Consider the following 15,623-nt stretch of genomic DNA (forward strand, 5'->3'; position numbering starts at 1 on the left):
ATACTTTTAAAATATTACTGATATGGAACTGCGCCACCTGCGTTACTTTGTCGCCGTCGCCGAAGAGCTGCACTTCACGCGCGCGGCCGAACGCCTGCACATCGGCCAGCCACCGCTGAGCCAGCAAATCCAGGCGCTGGAAGCGGAACTGGGCGCGCAGTTGTTCGAGCGCAACAAGCGCTCCGTGCGCCTGACGCAGGCGGGTGCGCTGTTCCTCGACGATGCGCGGCGCATCCTGGCCCTGTCGGAACAGGCGGCCGTCACGGCGCGCCGGGCGCAGCGGGGCGAGGCGGGCGAGTTGCGCATCGGCTTTACGTTTTCCACGCCGTTTACGCCTTACTTCGCCACCGTCATCAACCGCTACCGCCAGCAATTCCCGCACGTCACCCTGACCTTGCACGAAATGGCGACCCTGCATCAACTGGAAGCGATCTCGGGCAGGACGATGGACCTGGGTTTCGTGCGACCGCCGGAAACGACGTATCCATCTGATATCAAGCTGACGCAACTGCGCCAGGACCCGCTGTTCCTTGTGCTGCCCGTCGCCCACGCGCTGGCGGCCAAGGAGGCGATTGCCATTGCCGACATGGCGGGCGAAGGTTTTGTGATGTACCCCAAGGATGCGGGCACGGGGATTTATCCGCAGATCTTCCGCCTGTGCAAGGCGGCCGGCTTCGTGCCCCAGGTAACGCAGGAAGCGGGCGAAGCGTCGACCATCATCGGCCTGGTGGCGGCCGGCTGCGGCATTTCCGTGCTGCCCGCCTCGTTCGACCGCATCCGCATGGATGGCGTGTGCTACCGCCCTATCGCCGACCCGCAGGCGACCACCAGTTTGTTACTGGCACAAAGGGAAGAAGAGACGTCGCCGCTGGTAGCGGCGTTCGTCAAACTGGCCGAGGCAGCGGCGCTGGAAGGGGGAGCATAAGCTGCAATGTCGGCTTAGCCCGAAGGGCGTAAGCCGACAATTGCTCGCATCAGGAATAATCCGCGTCCAGCTCCGAACCCGCATAGTTTTCCAGGTCCTCGAACAGGCTTTTCATGCTGGCCCGCGTGAGGATTTTATGCACGACGGTGCAGCTGCGGCGGTAGGATTCTATGCGGTCGAGCAACACGGGGTGATGCTGCACAGGCACCTTGGCCACCAAAGCGGCCCAGCCTTCCTCGAAGTCGGGCTTGTTCTTGCGCACGGAACGCACGAAGCGTTCAAACTCCTTTTGCCCCGTACGCGCCATGATGCGTCCGCCGCCTTCGATGGCGAAGATGATGGCCACGGCAATGACGCCCTCGGCATTCAGGTCGCTGTCGCTGACGGGGCCGTTGTCATGGTGGCGGCGCAGCCAGCTGGCCAGGCGCACCACGGCTTGCACTTCCTTGCGCTGTTGCAATTGCAACGCATACTTTTCATAGCCGGCCCAGTTCTGGTTCGGGTCGGCCTGGCAAATATCGATGAACAGCTCGCGCAAACGGCGCTGCAGGTAGACGGGGTCCTGGTCGTATTCACCGACGAGGGCGTCTTCCGGCAGCTGCGACAATTCCTTGATCAGGCGAAAGCCCACCTGGAACGCGTGCTCGGCGCCGTGCTCGACGAGGAAATCGAGGGCGGCCTGGTCGCCTTCATGCGTGACGGCCTGCTCCAGGCCCAGCGAGACGCCGCCCACCGTCAGGAACAGCGCTTTCTGGATGCCGTCGGCCGTGCGTTCATTCGTGAACTTTTCGGCCACCATGGCCGTGATGCCCGTCAACTCGTCGGCCAGGTCCAGCGCCGCATCTTCGCGCGGGTCGTTCGGCAACAGCTTGATGGCGCGCACCAGGCGCGGAAGATTCTCTACAACAATTGCTGGCAGCATTAGACGTTCCCTGCTTTCATTACGAGAAAATACCGGTGCCCAGGCTGCGGCGCGTGCTGGAACGCGGCGCGCTGCGCGTGCTCGGCACTTGCTTGCGCAGGCGGTACAGCAATTCCTTGGTACTGCGCTGCAACATGGTCGGCTCTTCGTCCGGGTCGTCCGAATATTCGGCATCGGCCAGGTCGGCGCTGTGGCGGAAGTCGGGGAACAGTTCGAACAGCGAGCGGTCCCAGCCGTCTTCATTCGCTTGCGCCAGCTCGATGGCCAGCGGCACGACGTCGTTGTCGGACGAGGTCACGCCCGTCACGTACGGTCCCTTGATGACGATTTCGCCCGCCACTTCGAGGATTTCCTTCGGCGCCATCGAGAACAGGATGGCGAACGCGGTGGCGCCCCAGTCGGTGGCGGACGCTTCGAGCAGCAGCTCGCGGCGGCGCTCGGCGTCGTCGGTGGAAAACACCACGCCGTGGATGTGCGCGAACAGCGACTCGGCGATGCGTTCCGGATCATCCTCGATCTGGTCGTCGCTCCAGGTGGCGGCGATGAAGGCCAGGCTGTCGGCCCAGGCTTTCGGCGGCACCAGCAAGGTGGCCAGCGACATCTTGCCGCCGTCAAAGCCGGCCAGGTGCAGGGCCGTCACTTGCGGCGGGATGGCATTGAGCACTTCCACCACGGCCAGATCGCCGTACTGGTCGGCCGCGTCCGCAAACGCCTGCTCGGCGTGGCCCAGCGAACCGGACAGCACCAATTCCATGACCTGTTTCGTCAGCGCGGGAAGATTACTCTTTTGATCATCCTTGTTATCGGCCATGGTCGTCTCCATCCTGGTCAAACATCTGGGCGAAATCGTCGGTGGCTTCGTCTTCATCGTGCTCGTCGTCGCCGTCGTCATTGGCCGCCAGCTGGTCGAGCGACTGGTCGTCGTCGTCCCACAGGCGCGGATTCTTGTGCAAAAAGGCCGTGATGATGGCCTGGCGCGCCAGGTCGGGGAAGCTCTCTTCGATGGCGGCGTACATCTTCGCCGCTTCCGGCGCGGCGCACGTGGCCATCGAGAACACGCGGGCCGGGTCGCCCAACTCGTAGTCTTCGCTTTCGGCCAGCAAGCCTTTCGGGTCGCTGAAGGTGATGTGGTCGACCAGCGCGAAGGCCAGCATGTTCACGTCTTCGATGCCGCCGCCGCTGGCGTACTCGCTCACCAGCGCGTCGACCATGCTTTTATAGTTCTTGCGGTTTGGCGGGTCGCCGAGGATGCCATCGATCTGGCCTTCCAGCTCGCGCGACTGGTACGCGAATTCAGGGTGTACTCTTCTCATGCTGTGCTTTCCAATGTAATGCGCGGCACTTTTACTTAAAAGCAAAAGCACCATTGTTTGTTGTTTTTCAAATCATTCAGGCTGGCCGGGCGACCGCCCGCAGGCTTAGTCTGCTGGCAGTACTGTGCCATGCAGGCGGAACACGCCGCACCACAGGGCATAGGCTTCCGCTTCCGGATCGATGATGATGCGGTGGTTCACGCTCTGGTCGTATTCGGCGCGCTTGACCGGGTCGGCCAGGATTTCATACGCCTTGGTGACGCTCTTGAAGCGCGCCTCGGCGCCGGGGGCCTGGTTGCGGTCGGGGTGGAAGCGCATGGCCAGCGAACGGTAAACCTTCTTGATTTCATCGTCGCTGGCATTGGGCGCGACACCGAGGACGTTATATAAATTTTCCATAAATGGCTCCGGGGTCACGTTTTGTTTGCTAATTAAAGGCAGATTATCCTATAGAACGGCGCCCGCGTCGCTTGCATGCTGGGATATGGGGGCAAATACGTGCTTATAAAGCGCTTGCGGTACGGTAAAATGCTTTTTACTGTCACTCTTCCGCATTGATCAATGAGCAACGATAAACCGAATACCGCCGCGCCAGCGCTGGCGCCCAATTTCTTGCGTAACATCATCGAAGCCGACCTGGCTGCCGGCACCCACGTGCGTCCCGGCCTGCCCCAGGTGATCACGCGTTTCCCGCCGGAGCCGAACGGCTACCTGCACGTGGGCCACGCCAAGTCGATCTGCGTCAACTTCGGCCTGGCGCGCGATTACGCCGGCCAGTGCAACCTGCGCTTCGACGATACCAATCCGGCGAAGGAAGAGCAGGAATACGTCGACACCATCATGGACAGCGTGAAATGGCTGGGCTTTGACTGGGAACCGAAGCATGCCGATGGCCAGAGCCACCTGCACTACGCGAGCGATTATTTCGACCAGCTGTACGCGATGGCCGAGTACCTGATCACGGCCGGCTTTGCCTATGTGGACAGCCAGAGCGCCGAGGACATGGCCGCCAACCGGGGCAATTTCGGCCAGGCCGGCAAGAATTCGCCGTTCCGCGACCGTCCGCGCGACGAATCGCTGACCCTGTTCCGCGCCATGAAGGCGGGCGCATTCAAGGATGGCGAGCACATCCTGCGCGCGAAGATGAGCGAAGATGCCATGCGTTCGCCGAACATGAACTTGCGCGACCCGGCCATCTACCGCATCCGCCATGCGCATCACCACCGTACGGGCGACGCCTGGTGCATCTATCCGATGTACGACTACACGCACCCGATCTCGGACGCGCTGGAAAACATCACGCATTCGATCTGCACGCTGGAATTCCAGGATCACCGCCCGTTCTATGACTGGCTGCTGGAAACCCTGTCGGCCGGCGGCTTCTTCCAGCAACCGGTGCCGCGCCAGTTCGAGTTCTCGCGCCTGAACCTGACCTACATCGTCACCAGCAAGCGCAAGCTGCGCCAGCTGGTGGAAGAGCACATCGTCGACGGCTGGGACGACCCGCGCATGCCGACCCTGGTGGGCATGCGCCGCCGCGGCTACACGCCGGAAGCGATTCAATTGATGTGCGAACGCACGGGCGTGACCAAGTCCGACGGCTGGATCGATTACAGCGTGCTCGAAGGCTGCCTGCGCGAAGACCTGGACCCGAAGGCGCCGCGCACGGTGGCCGTGCTGCGTCCGTTGAAACTGATCATCGACAATTTCCCTGAAAACGACAGCGTGGAATGCACGGCGCCCGTGCACCCGCACTTCCCCGAGCGCGGCTTGCGCACCTTCCCCATCTCGCGCGAGCTGTGGATCGAGGAAGACGATTTCATGGAAGTGCCGAACAAGGGCTATTTCCGCCTGTACCCGCCCATAGCCGACAAGGCAGGCAGCCGCGTGCGCCTGCGCTACGGCTATGTGATCGAGTGCACGGGCTTTGACAAGGATGCAAACGGCAAGGTCATCGCCGTGCATTGCAACTATTTCGAAGACAGCAAGTCGGGCACGGAAGGCAGCTCGACCTACAAGGTCAAGGGCAATATGCACTGGGTCAGCGCAGCGACGGCGATCCCCGCCGAAGTACGCCTGTACGACCGCTTGTTTACCGACCCGCAGCCGGACGCGGGCGGCAAGGACTTCAAGCTGGCCCTGAACCCGCTGGCCAAGGACGTGGTGCAAGCGTGGCTGGAACCGGGCGCGGAACTGGCTCAGCCGGAACAGCGCTTCCAGTTCGAGCGCCACGGCTATTTCGCGGCCGACCGGGTCGACAGCCAGCCTGGCAAGCCCGTCTTCAACCGCATCGTCACCCTGAAAGACAGCTGGCAGCCCGCCAAGTAAGGCGCCGCACGATCCCCAAAAAAACCGCTGCGGCGGTTTTTTTTCGTTCTCAACAGAAATATTGCCTGTTGACTATATTCACGATAATTTTGTATATTAGGCAGCTATTGAGCAATTTGCAATGTCGTTAGTGCTTGTGCAACTTGGTACAGCCTCCAGCACACAGGCGGCACCCGATTCCTCTTCCTGATGCGGATGGCGATGTCTACTACTGCCGGCAAACACTTATCTGCTGAAAAAAAACCGCTCTGGCTGCTCGGCGTCGTGATGTCGCTGATGGTGGGCCTGCTGTTCTACATGGCCGCCTCGCTGTCGATCGAAAACGATGCCAGCGAGCTATTCAACAATCTGGCGCGCAATACCCAGAAAAACATCGCATCGCGCCTCAAGTCGTATACCAACTTGCTGCGCGGCACGGCCAGCCTGTTCCACGCCAACGAACACGTGAGCCGCGAGCAATTCCACCGCTACGTGGCCAATATCGCCTTGCAACAGAACTACCCGGGCGTGATGAATCTCAATTACAGCCGGGAACTCGACGAGTCGCAGCGCGCCGCCTTCGAAACGGCCATGCAGCGCGACTATGCGCCCGGGCGCGACGACTATCCGGCGTTTGCCATCCATCCGCCCGGTCCGCGCCCCCGTTATTCCGTACTGGTGTACATTGAGCCGATTGCCAGCGCCCCGGAAAAGTATGGCTATGACATCGCTTCGCGACCCCTGATCGCCGAAGCGCTGGAACAGTCGCGCGATACCGGGCAGCTCAGCAATTCCGGCGTGCCCGTGCCGATGGATGGCCGGCCGCAGCTGACGGGCATGGCCATGCGCCTGCCCGTGTACCGCTTCGGCATGCCAACCGGCACGCTGGAGCAAAGGCGCGCGGCCTACCAGGGTTCCGTCGGCATCGGCTACGACCTGGTGACGATGATGCGCAGCGCGCTGGCCGACATGCCGGTCCGCAATGTCCGCCTGACCCTGTTCGATATCGGCCCGCAGGCGCTGGAACAGCCGGACTTGCCGCTGCAACTGCCCCACAATATGCGCCCCATCTTCGACAGCACGACGGCGGGCATGCATGCGCCATGGTGGCTACCCGGCAACTCGGGCCGCTACCTGAGCAGCACGATGCTGATCGAACACAATGGCCGCGTCTGGCAAGCGCTGTTCAGCGTGCGCAAGAGCGACCTGTACACGCGCTTCGACGCCTTCTTGCCGTGGCTGGCCCTGCTGACCGGCTTTACCAGCACCATGCTGCTGTACATGCTGTTCCACACCCTGGCGTCGTCGCGCTGGCGCGCCATCCAGATGGCGACGGGCATGACGGCGGAATTGCGCGCCAGCCAGATCCGCCTGCAACTGTCGCACCAGAAACTGCGCCGCCTGGCGGCCCACGCCGACCGGATCAAGGAAGAGGAGCGCAAGCGCATCGCGCGCGAAATCCACGACGACCTGGGACAAAACCTGCTGGTCTTGCGCATCGACGCCGACATGCTGGCCTCGCGCACGCAGCGCCGCCATCCGCGCCTGAACGCCCGCGCCCGCTCAACCCTGGAGCAGATCGACGCCACGATCAAAAGCGTGCGGCAGATCATCAACGACTTGCGTCCCACCGTGCTGGACCTCGGCGTGAATGCGGCCGTCGAATGGCAGGTGGCGCAATTTCGCCAGCGCACCGGCATCGCCTGCGAAGTGAGCGAAAGCCATGACGACATTTGCCTCAGCGATCAATGCGCCACGGCCCTGTTCCGCATCCTGCAAGAGTCACTCAGCAATATTTCCCAGCATGCGAATGCCAGCCGCGTGCAAGTCAAGCTGGAAAAGTGCCGCGACACCGTATCGATGAGCGTCAGCGACAACGGCGTGGGCGCGGCCATCGACGGACGCAACAAGCTGGGCTCGTTTGGCCTGGTGGGCATCGAGGAGCGCATCAAGTTATTGGGTGGCACTTTCTACATCGAAAGCAGCCCCGGCGCAGGCATGCGCGTGCATGTCAGCGTGCCGCTGGGCGCGGACGCCACGGCGTTTCCCTACCAGGAAGATGGCCGGGCCAGCGCCTGACAGGCACGTCCCGCATGAAACAAGCTAAGCTTGCGTATTTTGTAATTAGATGCAATATTGATGTAGAACAACTCAGCGCCTGCCCGCCATGGGCCAGGCATTCCTCGACTATTTACCAGGAGTACGCACCCGCCACTCTCCCTTGTTGCACTGTATTTCCCACAACGCTCTTTACCACAAGGACATTCATGGATACGAACGACAGTTTCAAGGCAATTGCCGATTTGAATTTGGACGCGATCAAAGTCAAGCTGATGCACCGGGAGTCAGGCGAAGGATGGAGCCTGGAAAAGGCCAATGCGGTGGAGTTCGAGTACCGGCGCTTCCTGATCCTGATGAAACAGTTTCCGCAAGAAGAAACGGCGCCGCTGATGGACGTCGATACCTTCTGGCACTACCACATCCTCGACACCCTGAAATATGCGGCGGACTGCGAACAGGTGTTCGGCTACTTCCTGCATCACTTTCCGTACATCGGCCTGCGCGGCGAAGACGACGAAGCGGCGCACCAGCGCGTGGGCGAGCGCATGAAGCAGTTGTATGAGCAAACGTTCGGGGAAGATTATATCCGCGCAGAAACGGCGTATTCGGGGCGTGCGGTACAGGCAGCGTATTCGGGACGGGCCGTGCAGGCCGCGTATTCAGGGCGTGCGGTACAGGCGACGGCCTACTCGGGCCGGGCCGTGCAAACGGCGTTTTCCAGTGCGGCGGTGCAGGCGACGGCGTATTCGGGCCGCGCGACGGGGGCTGCCAGCACGGCATTTTCCAGCGCGCCCGCCACCTTGGCAGCAGCGCTGCTCAAGTCGTCTTCGAGCGGCCTGGAAATGGGGCGTTTCTATGTCGATCGTCCGGTGCTGAACCGCGACCCGCAATAGAAAAACAGATGTGGCTGCCGCACGCGGCAAGCCTGACTTACCCAGACGGCACCTCTCAGTTTGCCGTCTGTCAGGCGCTCTTAGGCAGCCATCAACTCGCGCAGTTCACGAATGCTGAAATCGCTGATTTCATGCATGCGGATGAGGATCGTGGCGCCAATCGGCAAGGTGTTGTGACGAATCTTGCTGATGACCGGTGGCGCCACTTCCAGCGCTCGCGACAGGGCGGCATCGTTTTTCAGTTGCAGCTTGTCGATGATTGCATCGAGCACGCGATTCGGGTTGTAGGTAGGCAAAGAGGTAATTTGTTTGAGAGACATGATCGAAAATCCGTACTTGTTGTATTAGGGCAAAAAGAAACAAAATGTCTCTTCTGCAATAATTCAGGGTAAACACACTAAAAAGCGCCATCACTTATGCGGCATTCAGGCCACAAACAATATAATACACGCTATTGTTGATTTTTGCGTAACTTAAAGCAAAATTGTGATAATTGAAGAGAATTGACGCACTTGGAATGTGCTAGAGGATAACTCAAATCGGGAAAATTTGCTGCACGTCATCAATTTTTACGATGAGCAACACCGCCGTGCATCAGCCAGGCTATGGCCATGAGGGTGCCCAGGCGGGCCATGTCGGCGGATAAATGCCAGCCTTGCGCGGCCAGGCCGGCCGGGGTGGCCGGAAGGCACATGCCGGGGAAGGCGTCCACGCGGCACCAGGCCAGTTGCCGGCGAATTTCATCGGGCGGCGGTGGCGGCTGCAGCGCACGTTCGCGACGCCGCATATAGGCGCGCACCTGCTCCTTGCTGGGGTGACTCGTAGCTCGCATGGATCGCTCCTGCTGACGGGAAACAACGTCACGCCAATTGTAGATGCCGAGCCCGCCACAACCAGCCAGGACGCGTGACGACATTGCTCAGCATATCGCCAGTTCGCCATGCTGCCCTTGCGTTGCATCAAATGGCCAGGCCCCGGCATTGCGCCGAAGCCCGCACTGCGCCATGCTCCGGCGGCCTGGCGGAGAATGGCTGGCGCTTATTTCTTTTGCTGGCGCACGCGCTGTTGCTGTTTTTCCTGCGTTTGCTGACGATTCTGCTTGCGCTCGAACAGGGTGACCGCATCCTTCTTGGCTTGCTCGGCGGTACGCATTTCCTCATGCGCATCGTGCGGAACAAAAAATTCGGCATCCTGCGCCGCCACGACCAGCTTGATGGCGGCCTCGTCGTCGAGGTCATACAGTTCCGTCAGGACGGTGGTGACCTCGTCCAGGTATTCTTCGTAAGTGAGGGTGGTCATGCTGTAGTCCTTAAGTGAATGGCGCGCCGCCGCAACGGCGCGCTGCGCACCGGTCCGGCAAAGTGCGCAGATAACCGGCCATTTTACCCGATGCCGGCCGTATCGGCAGACAGCGACTGCAAGGCATCGGCCACGCGCGCGTAGCGCAGGCGCACGCCCAGCTCGCGCTTGAGGCGCGTATTGTGCAGGCGGCGCGATTCGGACATGAACGACAACAGCATCGGCGTGACCACTTGCCGCAGCTCGGCACGCGGCAGGCGCGGCGGGCGCGGCAGGCCAAACGTATCGGCCACGGCATCGAAATATTCCGCCATCTTGAGTTCGCTATCATCGCTGGCGTGATACACGCGTCCCGGTTTGCCGCGCCACAAGGCCCGTTCGATGATGCGCGCCAAATCATCGGCATGGATATGGTTGGTGTACACATCATCGCCAGCGGCCAGGGCCGGCGTACCTTCGCGCAGGCGCTTCAGGGGCAGGCGGTCGGGCGCATAAATGCCGGGCACGCGCAGGATGGCCACGCTCGCGCCGCGGCGCGCGCCCCAGCCACGCAAAACCTGTTCCGCATCCACGCGCCGCTTCGCGCGCGCATTGCCCGGCGCCGTGGGGCGCGTCTCATCGACCCAGGCGCCGCCGCAATCGCCATACACGCCGCTGGTACTCACATACACCAGGCGTGCATGCTCGGGTAAAATGGCGACCAGATTGCGCGTGCGCCGGTCCAGCAAGCCCGACGACAGGGGCGGCGCCAGATGCACGATCGTCGACGCCAGTCCCGCCAGCCGTTTCAGGCTGGCGCGGTCGTCGAGGTTGGCCACGATGGGCACGGCGCCGGCTGCCCGCAGCTGCGCGCAACGCGCCGGCTGGCTGGTGACGGCAAAGACGCGAAAGCGCGCCGCTAGCTGCGGCAGCAGACGCAGGCCGACGTCGCCGCAGCCCACGATCAGCAAGCGCGGCAAGCCCACCGGCTTGCGCAAAGAGTGCATTAACATATTTTTCATCTCAAGGATTGTATGACTTTTCAAGTTACTGTTCAGCCCAGCGGCCACCAGTTCAGCTGCGAAGCGGACGAAACCGTGCTGGCGGCGGCGATACGCGCCGGCGTCGGCCTGCCGTATGGCTGTAAAAATGGCGCCTGCGGTTCCTGCAAGGGCAAAGTGGTTTCCGGCACCGTCCAGCACAAGGCGCACCAGCAGCGCGCCCTGACGCCGGAAGAGGAAGCGGCCGGCTTTTCCCTGTTCTGCTGCGCAACCACGGATGCCGACCTCGTCATCGAAGCGCGCGAAGTGGCGGGCAGCAGCGACTACCCGATCAAGAAAATGCCGTCGCGCGTGACCACCATCGACAAAGTCGCGCCCGACGTCGTCGTGCTGACCCTGCAATTGCCGGCCAGCGAGCGCCTGCACTACCGCGCCGGACAGTATATCGAAATCCTGTTGCGCGACAACAAGCGCCGCAGCTACAGCATGGCCAGCGCGCCCGCCGATGGCGGCCCCGTGACCCTGCACATCCGCCACCTGCCGGGCGGCCTGTTCACCGACCAGGTCTTTGGCACCATGAAGGAGCGCGACATCCTGCGCTTCGAAGGCCCGATGGGCACTTTCTTCCTGCGCGAAGACAGCGACAAGCCCGTCGTGCTGCTGGCCTCGGGCACGGGCTTTGCCCCCTTGAAAGCCATCGTCGAGCACATGATCAACGAGCAATCGCCGCGCCCGATCACCCTGTACTGGGGCGCACGCCGTCCGCACGACCTGTACATGGATGCGCTGTGCCGCCAGTGGGCCGCCGACTTGCCGCAGTTCACCTATGTGCCCGTCGTCTCGGAAGCCTTGCCGGAAGACGCGTGGGAAGGCCGCACGGGCTTCGTGCACCAGGCCGTCATCGCCGACTTGCCCGACATGGCCGCGTATCAGGTGTATGCCTGCGGCGCGCCCGTGATGGTCGATGCGGCCCACCGCGATTTCGTGCAATTGTGCCAGTTGCCAGCCGACGAGTTCTTCGCCGACGCCTTTACCACCGAAGCCGACCTGGCCAAGTAAGCCTCACCGTCCAGACAGCGGGGCGCGGCTGGTGCGGCGCCCGCTGCCACCACCGCTCTACCCCGCTGCTTCCCGGAATTTTCATGTCCCTCACGTCCGCCGGCAACGGCTTCAGTATCCTGCGTCACCGCAATTTCGCCTGTTACCTGTCCGCCCGCGTGCTGGGCACCGTGGCCGTGCAGATGCAAAGCGTGGCCATCGGCTGGCAGGTGTACCAGATCACGGGCAGCCTGTTCGACCTGGGCCTGATCGGCCTGGCGCAGTTCGCGCCCTTCCTCGTGCTGATCTTGCCGGCCGGCCACGTGGCCGACCGCTACAACCGCCGCAACATCATCGCCTGGTGCCTGGCGGCGCAGCTCGCCTGCGCGCTGGCCTTGCTGGCGTTTACGTTAAGCAGTATTTCCATCGTCTGGCCCGTGTTTGCCGTGCTGGTGCTGTTCGGCAGCGCGCGCGCCTTCATGATGCCGGCCACGCAAGCCGTGCTGGTGAACATGGTACCCACGCAACACTTCAGCCGCGCCGTCGCACTCAGCTCGTCGAGCTCGCACGTCGCCATCATCCTGGGACCCACCCTGGGCGGCTTGCTGTATTACTTCGGCCCCAAGGTGGTGTATTTGATCTCGTCCGCGCTGCTGGCGCTGTCCGTGCTGCTGATGCGCGCCACCACGCCGGCGCCGCAAGTGGTGCAGCGCGCTCCCGTCAGCTGGCACACCCTGCTCGAAGGCTTGCGCTTCGTCTGGTCGAAACCCATCGTCCTGGGCGCCATTTCGCTCGACCTGTTTGCCGTGCTGTTCGGCGGCGCCACGGCCCTGTTGCCGGCGCTCGCGCAAGACGTGCTGCATATCGGCCCCGGCGGCCTGGGTCTGCTGCGCACGGCACCGGGCGCCGGCGCCGCCCTGTGCTCGATCGCGCTGGCCATCTTCCCCATCACGCGCCGCGTGGGCGCGTGGATGTTCGGCGGCGTGGCCGTCTTCGGCCTGGGCACCCTGGTGCTGGGCAGCACCAGCTATTTCCCGCTGGCGCTGGCGGCGCTGTTCCTGATGGGCGCTGGTGACATGGTCAGCGTCTACATCCGCCACCTGCTGGTGCAGTTCGAGACGCCCGACGAGATCCGCGGCCGGGTCAGCGCCGTGAATGCCGTCTTCATCGGCGCCTCGAACGAACTGGGCGAATTCGAATCGGGCCTGACGGCCGGCTGGTTCGGCCTGGTGCGCGCCGTGCTCTTCGGCGGCGCCGCCACCCTGGCCGTGACGGGCGTGTGGGCCGTGCTGTTCCCCGTGCTGTCGCGCATGGACCGCTTCCCCCACCACGAAAAGGAAACGGCCGCCAGAACGGCCACCGCAAGCGCAAGCTAAGAGCTAAGATGCGCTATTACCACTGCGAACTCGCACCATGAAAATCACGCTTCCCTTGCACAGCTTCATCCGCAGCCGCCCCCACCTGAGCATGGCCACGGCCATCGGCGTGGCGGCCGGCCTGCTGCTGCCCTCGTCCTGGCAAGAGATGACGCGTTTGCTGACGGCGTGGAATGTCGCCGTCTGGTTCTACCTGGCGACGATGGCCTGGATGATGATGCGCGCCAACCATCACAAGGTGAAGGTGATGGCCGCGCGCCAGGATGAGCGGGCCACCACGGTCCTGTCGGCCCTGTCCGTCGCATCCGTGATGAGCCTGGTGGCCATCGTCTCGCAACTGTCTTCGATGAAAGACATGGCGCCGGACGAGCGCGCGCTGCACTACGGCTTGACGATCCTCACCCTGGTCGGCTCCTGGTTTCTCGTCGGCACCCTGTTCTGCTTTCATTATGCCCACCTGTATTACCAGGCCGACCCCGCGCTACGCCCCCTGAAGTTTCCCGACGACGAGCAAAACCCCGATTACTGGGATTTTCTGTATTTCGCCTTCACCATCGCCGTGGCCGTACAAACGTCGGATGTCTGCGTGCAGACGCGGCTGATGAGGCAGATCGTGCTGGGGCAATCCGTGCTGAGCTTTTTCTTCAACCTGGTCGTGCTGGGACTGTCGATCAATATCGCCGCCGGCCTCATCAATGGATAAAGCTGACTCGGCTTGAAAAGATTCCGCAAGGAAACTTGACCTGGCTGAAGGGTTAAGCTCATCTTAATCGTGCGCACCCTCTTGAAATACCAGAAAGAGGAGTAAGATAAGTTCCATGCACAGAGGTCATGTGCATGAGGCAGCAACCAGGCCGCAGCACGCCTGAGATGGGTTTTTTTTGAATTGACAGGAGTAAGCATATGCAAATCAATATTCATACCGACAGCACCATCGCCAACACCGCTGGACTGAACGAACATGTGCAATCCGTACTTGAAAGCGCACTGAACCGCTTCCGCGACAACCTGACCCGCATCGAAGTCCACATCAGCGACACGAATGGCCCGAAAGGCGGCGCTGACGATATCCGCTGCGTCATGGAAGCACGCGTTGCTGGCTATCAACCGATTGCCGTGACCGAACAGAACGCCACCGTGCATCAATCCGTTGCCGGCGCCACGGACAAACTGAAACGCGCCATCGATAGTGCCCTGGGCCGCCTGCAAGACAGCAAGCGCCACGCCACCGGCAAGAATGCCGTGATCGATACGGCTGAAGCGGAAGAAACCGCCGAGTAACTCCCCCACTGCAGCATTCTTCAGAGACCAAGGCAGCCGTTCAAGGCTGCCTTTGCACATCCGCCCCGCCTTTCGCGCGCGGCAACAAGAATGCCAAAACCGGCAGCATTCCAGCGCATGGACGCGAGAATGAAATAATTGTCGTATTTCCCACAGTAAGTGACATCAAGCAAGCCTTTGCCGTTACAGCCAAGGCCGCTTTACGCTATCATGAAGATACCGGTCCTCTGCTCGCGCGCACCGGCTTTTTGAAAGTATGATTGTGGAACAGATCGGCAATTTCGGCGCTTCAGGCTGCAACATCGGCGATTTACAGCTATTTAGCGATGCTGCGGACAGCCAGACTGCCGCCATGCTGGCGCCCTGCCCCGTCATGCGCCTCGAAGCGGGCGAAGCCATTGCCGACAGCCAGGGCACCAGCCTGTACATCGTCCTGCGCGGCTCGCTGGCCGTGGCGGCCGACACCCACACGGGCATGGATGACGGCACCGTCAGCAAGGTCTTGCCCGGCGAAAGCGTGGGCGAACAATCGGTGCTCGATGAAGCGAGCAACCTGGCCGCCATTTCCGCCCTGGAAGAAACCGATTTGCTGGTGATCGACGCGGCCGTCGTCTGGGAATTGATCGAACAATCGAACGGCCTGGCGCGCAACCTGCTGCGCTTGCTGTCCTTCCGCATCCGCGCCGCCAATGCCCTGCTGCGCCGGCGCCAGAAACTGGGCGAATTCTACCGCCAGTTGTCGATGGTCGACAGCCTGACAGGCCTGTACAACCGCGCCTGGCTGACCGATTTACTGCCGAACATGATCATCACCGCCCACGCCAGCGGTTCGCCACTGTCGCTGGTGATGATAGACCTCGACCATTTCAAGCGTTTCAACGACACCCACGGCCACCAGGCGGGCGACCAGGCGCTGCGCATCGCCGCGCAAGTGCTGGGTGCTGCCCTGCGGCCGACGGATTTTGCCGTGCGCTATGGTGGCGAGGAAATGATGGTGATTTTGCCCGATACCAACGAACACGTGGCCCTGCGGGTCGCCGAGCGCCTGTGCGAGCGCATGCAGCACGCCGTCATCTTCGCCGACATGCGCAGCGCGCTGCCGCACATCACGGGTTCCTTCGGCGTGGCCAGCCTGGCGGCCGAACAGGACGATGAAGCGCTGATCGCCGCCGCCGACGCGGCGCTGTACCGCGCGAAGGCTAACGGCCGCAACCGGGTCATGCTGTAG

At 62.2% G+C, this 15,623-nt stretch carries 17 protein-coding genes; 9 read left to right on the forward strand and 8 right to left on the reverse strand.

Annotation, left to right across the window (positions count from 1 at the left end):
• Positions 1-22 precede the first annotated feature (22 nt).
• A complete protein-coding gene (locus CLU93_RS05960; RefSeq protein ID WP_099760372.1) occupies positions 23-925 on the forward strand; it encodes a LysR family transcriptional regulator in 903 nt (300 codons plus the stop codon).
• Between the two features lie 49 nt (positions 926-974).
• On the opposite strand, the gene CLU93_RS05965 is transcribed toward CLU93_RS05960, so the two are convergent.
• The 4 genes from CLU93_RS05965 to CLU93_RS05980 all read right to left on the reverse strand — a co-directional run bounded on the left by CLU93_RS05965 (position 975) and on the right by CLU93_RS05980 (position 3,559).
• The gene (locus CLU93_RS05965; RefSeq protein WP_099760373.1) at positions 975-1,847 is read right to left on the reverse strand and encodes a hypothetical protein; all 873 of its coding nucleotides are present in this window, start codon (positions 1,845-1,847) and stop codon (positions 975-977) included.
• Between the two features lie 19 nt (positions 1,848-1,866).
• Positions 1,867-2,658: a hypothetical protein gene (locus tag CLU93_RS05970; RefSeq protein ID WP_099760374.1), complete on the reverse strand. Its 792-nt coding sequence runs from the start codon at positions 2,656-2,658 to the stop codon at positions 1,867-1,869.
• On the reverse strand, positions 2,648-3,160 hold the full coding sequence (locus CLU93_RS05975) for a hypothetical protein (RefSeq protein WP_099760375.1): 513 nt from the start codon (positions 3,158-3,160) through the stop codon (positions 2,648-2,650). Before CLU93_RS05975 ends, CLU93_RS05970 begins: the two co-directional genes overlap by 11 nt.
• A 105-nt stretch (positions 3,161-3,265) precedes the next feature.
• The gene (locus CLU93_RS05980) at positions 3,266-3,559 is read right to left on the reverse strand and encodes a DnaJ domain-containing protein (protein WP_096234166.1); all 294 of its coding nucleotides are present in this window, start codon (positions 3,557-3,559) and stop codon (positions 3,266-3,268) included.
• Between the two features lie 162 nt (positions 3,560-3,721).
• Between CLU93_RS05980 and CLU93_RS05985 the strand changes: the two genes are divergently transcribed.
• From CLU93_RS05985 to CLU93_RS05995, 3 genes are all read left to right on the forward strand, one after another.
• Positions 3,722-5,488, forward strand: a complete 1,767-nt coding sequence (locus CLU93_RS05985) for a glutamine--tRNA ligase/YqeY domain fusion protein (RefSeq protein WP_099760376.1) — start codon at positions 3,722-3,724, stop codon at positions 5,486-5,488.
• A gap of 201 nt (positions 5,489-5,689) precedes the next feature.
• Entirely contained in the window at positions 5,690-7,546 is a 1,857-nt protein-coding gene (locus tag CLU93_RS05990; protein WP_257224896.1) for a CHASE domain-containing protein, read from the forward strand.
• Between the two features lie 188 nt (positions 7,547-7,734).
• Positions 7,735-8,421 carry a glycine-rich domain-containing protein gene (locus CLU93_RS05995; RefSeq protein WP_099760377.1) on the forward strand — a complete coding sequence of 229 codons (687 nt, stop codon included), beginning with the start codon at positions 7,735-7,737 and terminating at the stop codon, positions 8,419-8,421.
• 80 nt (positions 8,422-8,501) lie between these two features.
• On the opposite strand, the gene CLU93_RS06000 is transcribed toward CLU93_RS05995, so the two are convergent.
• The 4 genes from CLU93_RS06000 to CLU93_RS06015 all read right to left on the reverse strand — a co-directional run bounded on the left by CLU93_RS06000 (position 8,502) and on the right by CLU93_RS06015 (position 10,721).
• Entirely contained in the window at positions 8,502-8,741 is a 240-nt protein-coding gene (locus CLU93_RS06000; protein WP_029496207.1) for a hypothetical protein, read from the reverse strand.
• Positions 8,742-8,983: 242 nt separating this feature from the next.
• Positions 8,984-9,253 carry a hypothetical protein gene (locus CLU93_RS06005; protein ID WP_099760378.1) on the reverse strand — a complete coding sequence of 90 codons (270 nt, stop codon included), beginning with the start codon at positions 9,251-9,253 and terminating at the stop codon, positions 8,984-8,986.
• 206 nt (positions 9,254-9,459) lie between these two features.
• Entirely contained in the window at positions 9,460-9,720 is a 261-nt protein-coding gene (locus tag CLU93_RS06010) for a hypothetical protein (RefSeq protein ID WP_099760379.1), read from the reverse strand.
• Between the two features lie 83 nt (positions 9,721-9,803).
• The gene (locus CLU93_RS06015; protein ID WP_099760380.1) at positions 9,804-10,721 is read right to left on the reverse strand and encodes an SDR family oxidoreductase; all 918 of its coding nucleotides are present in this window, start codon (positions 10,719-10,721) and stop codon (positions 9,804-9,806) included.
• 12 nt (positions 10,722-10,733) lie between these two features.
• Between CLU93_RS06015 and CLU93_RS06020 the strand changes: the two genes are divergently transcribed.
• From CLU93_RS06020 to CLU93_RS06040, 5 genes are all read left to right on the forward strand, one after another.
• Positions 10,734-11,759: a CDP-6-deoxy-delta-3,4-glucoseen reductase gene (locus tag CLU93_RS06020; RefSeq protein WP_099760381.1), complete on the forward strand. Its 1,026-nt coding sequence runs from the start codon at positions 10,734-10,736 to the stop codon at positions 11,757-11,759.
• An 83-nt stretch (positions 11,760-11,842) separates the two neighbouring features.
• Positions 11,843-13,114 (forward strand): MFS transporter, encoded by a 1,272-nt coding sequence (locus CLU93_RS06025; RefSeq protein WP_099760382.1) that lies wholly within the window; start codon positions 11,843-11,845, stop codon positions 13,112-13,114.
• A 37-nt stretch (positions 13,115-13,151) separates the two neighbouring features.
• On the forward strand, positions 13,152-13,817 hold the full coding sequence (locus tag CLU93_RS06030) for a DUF1345 domain-containing protein (RefSeq protein ID WP_099760383.1): 666 nt from the start codon (positions 13,152-13,154) through the stop codon (positions 13,815-13,817).
• A gap of 200 nt (positions 13,818-14,017) precedes the next feature.
• A complete protein-coding gene (locus CLU93_RS06035; protein WP_034781728.1) occupies positions 14,018-14,395 on the forward strand; it encodes an HPF/RaiA family ribosome-associated protein in 378 nt (125 codons plus the stop codon).
• A gap of 262 nt (positions 14,396-14,657) precedes the next feature.
• The gene (locus CLU93_RS06040; protein ID WP_099764259.1) at positions 14,658-15,623 is read left to right on the forward strand and encodes a GGDEF domain-containing protein; all 966 of its coding nucleotides are present in this window, start codon (positions 14,658-14,660) and stop codon (positions 15,621-15,623) included.

Source organism: Janthinobacterium sp. 35 (assembly GCF_002754575.1).
Lineage (GTDB): Bacteria > Pseudomonadota > Gammaproteobacteria > Burkholderiales > Burkholderiaceae_D > Janthinobacterium > Janthinobacterium tructae.

Excerpts from the sequence above, each read along its gene's own strand:
- CLU93_RS05960 (WP_099760372.1), top strand. The coding sequence starts at position 23 with ATGGAACTGCGCCACCTGCGTTACTTTGTCGCCGTCGCCGAAGAGCTG.
- CLU93_RS05965 (WP_099760373.1), bottom strand. The coding sequence starts at position 1,847 with ATGCTGCCAGCAATTGTTGTAGAGAATCTTCCGCGCCTGGTGCGCGCC.
- CLU93_RS05970 (WP_099760374.1), bottom strand. The coding sequence starts at position 2,658 with ATGGCCGATAACAAGGATGATCAAAAGAGTAATCTTCCCGCGCTGACG.
- CLU93_RS05975 (WP_099760375.1), bottom strand. The coding sequence starts at position 3,160 with ATGAGAAGAGTACACCCTGAATTCGCGTACCAGTCGCGCGAGCTGGAA.
- CLU93_RS05980 (WP_096234166.1), bottom strand. The coding sequence starts at position 3,559 with ATGGAAAATTTATATAACGTCCTCGGTGTCGCGCCCAATGCCAGCGAC.
- CLU93_RS05985 (WP_099760376.1), top strand. The coding sequence starts at position 3,722 with ATGAGCAACGATAAACCGAATACCGCCGCGCCAGCGCTGGCGCCCAAT.
- CLU93_RS05990 (WP_257224896.1), top strand. The coding sequence starts at position 5,690 with ATGTCTACTACTGCCGGCAAACACTTATCTGCTGAAAAAAAACCGCTC.
- CLU93_RS05995 (WP_099760377.1), top strand. The coding sequence starts at position 7,735 with ATGGATACGAACGACAGTTTCAAGGCAATTGCCGATTTGAATTTGGAC.
- CLU93_RS06000 (WP_029496207.1), bottom strand. The coding sequence starts at position 8,741 with ATGTCTCTCAAACAAATTACCTCTTTGCCTACCTACAACCCGAATCGC.
- CLU93_RS06005 (WP_099760378.1), bottom strand. The coding sequence starts at position 9,253 with ATGCGAGCTACGAGTCACCCCAGCAAGGAGCAGGTGCGCGCCTATATG.
- CLU93_RS06010 (WP_099760379.1), bottom strand. The coding sequence starts at position 9,720 with ATGACCACCCTCACTTACGAAGAATACCTGGACGAGGTCACCACCGTC.
- CLU93_RS06015 (WP_099760380.1), bottom strand. The coding sequence starts at position 10,721 with ATGAAAAATATGTTAATGCACTCTTTGCGCAAGCCGGTGGGCTTGCCG.
- CLU93_RS06020 (WP_099760381.1), top strand. The coding sequence starts at position 10,734 with ATGACTTTTCAAGTTACTGTTCAGCCCAGCGGCCACCAGTTCAGCTGC.
- CLU93_RS06025 (WP_099760382.1), top strand. The coding sequence starts at position 11,843 with ATGTCCCTCACGTCCGCCGGCAACGGCTTCAGTATCCTGCGTCACCGC.
- CLU93_RS06030 (WP_099760383.1), top strand. The coding sequence starts at position 13,152 with ATGAAAATCACGCTTCCCTTGCACAGCTTCATCCGCAGCCGCCCCCAC.
- CLU93_RS06035 (WP_034781728.1), top strand. The coding sequence starts at position 14,018 with ATGCAAATCAATATTCATACCGACAGCACCATCGCCAACACCGCTGGA.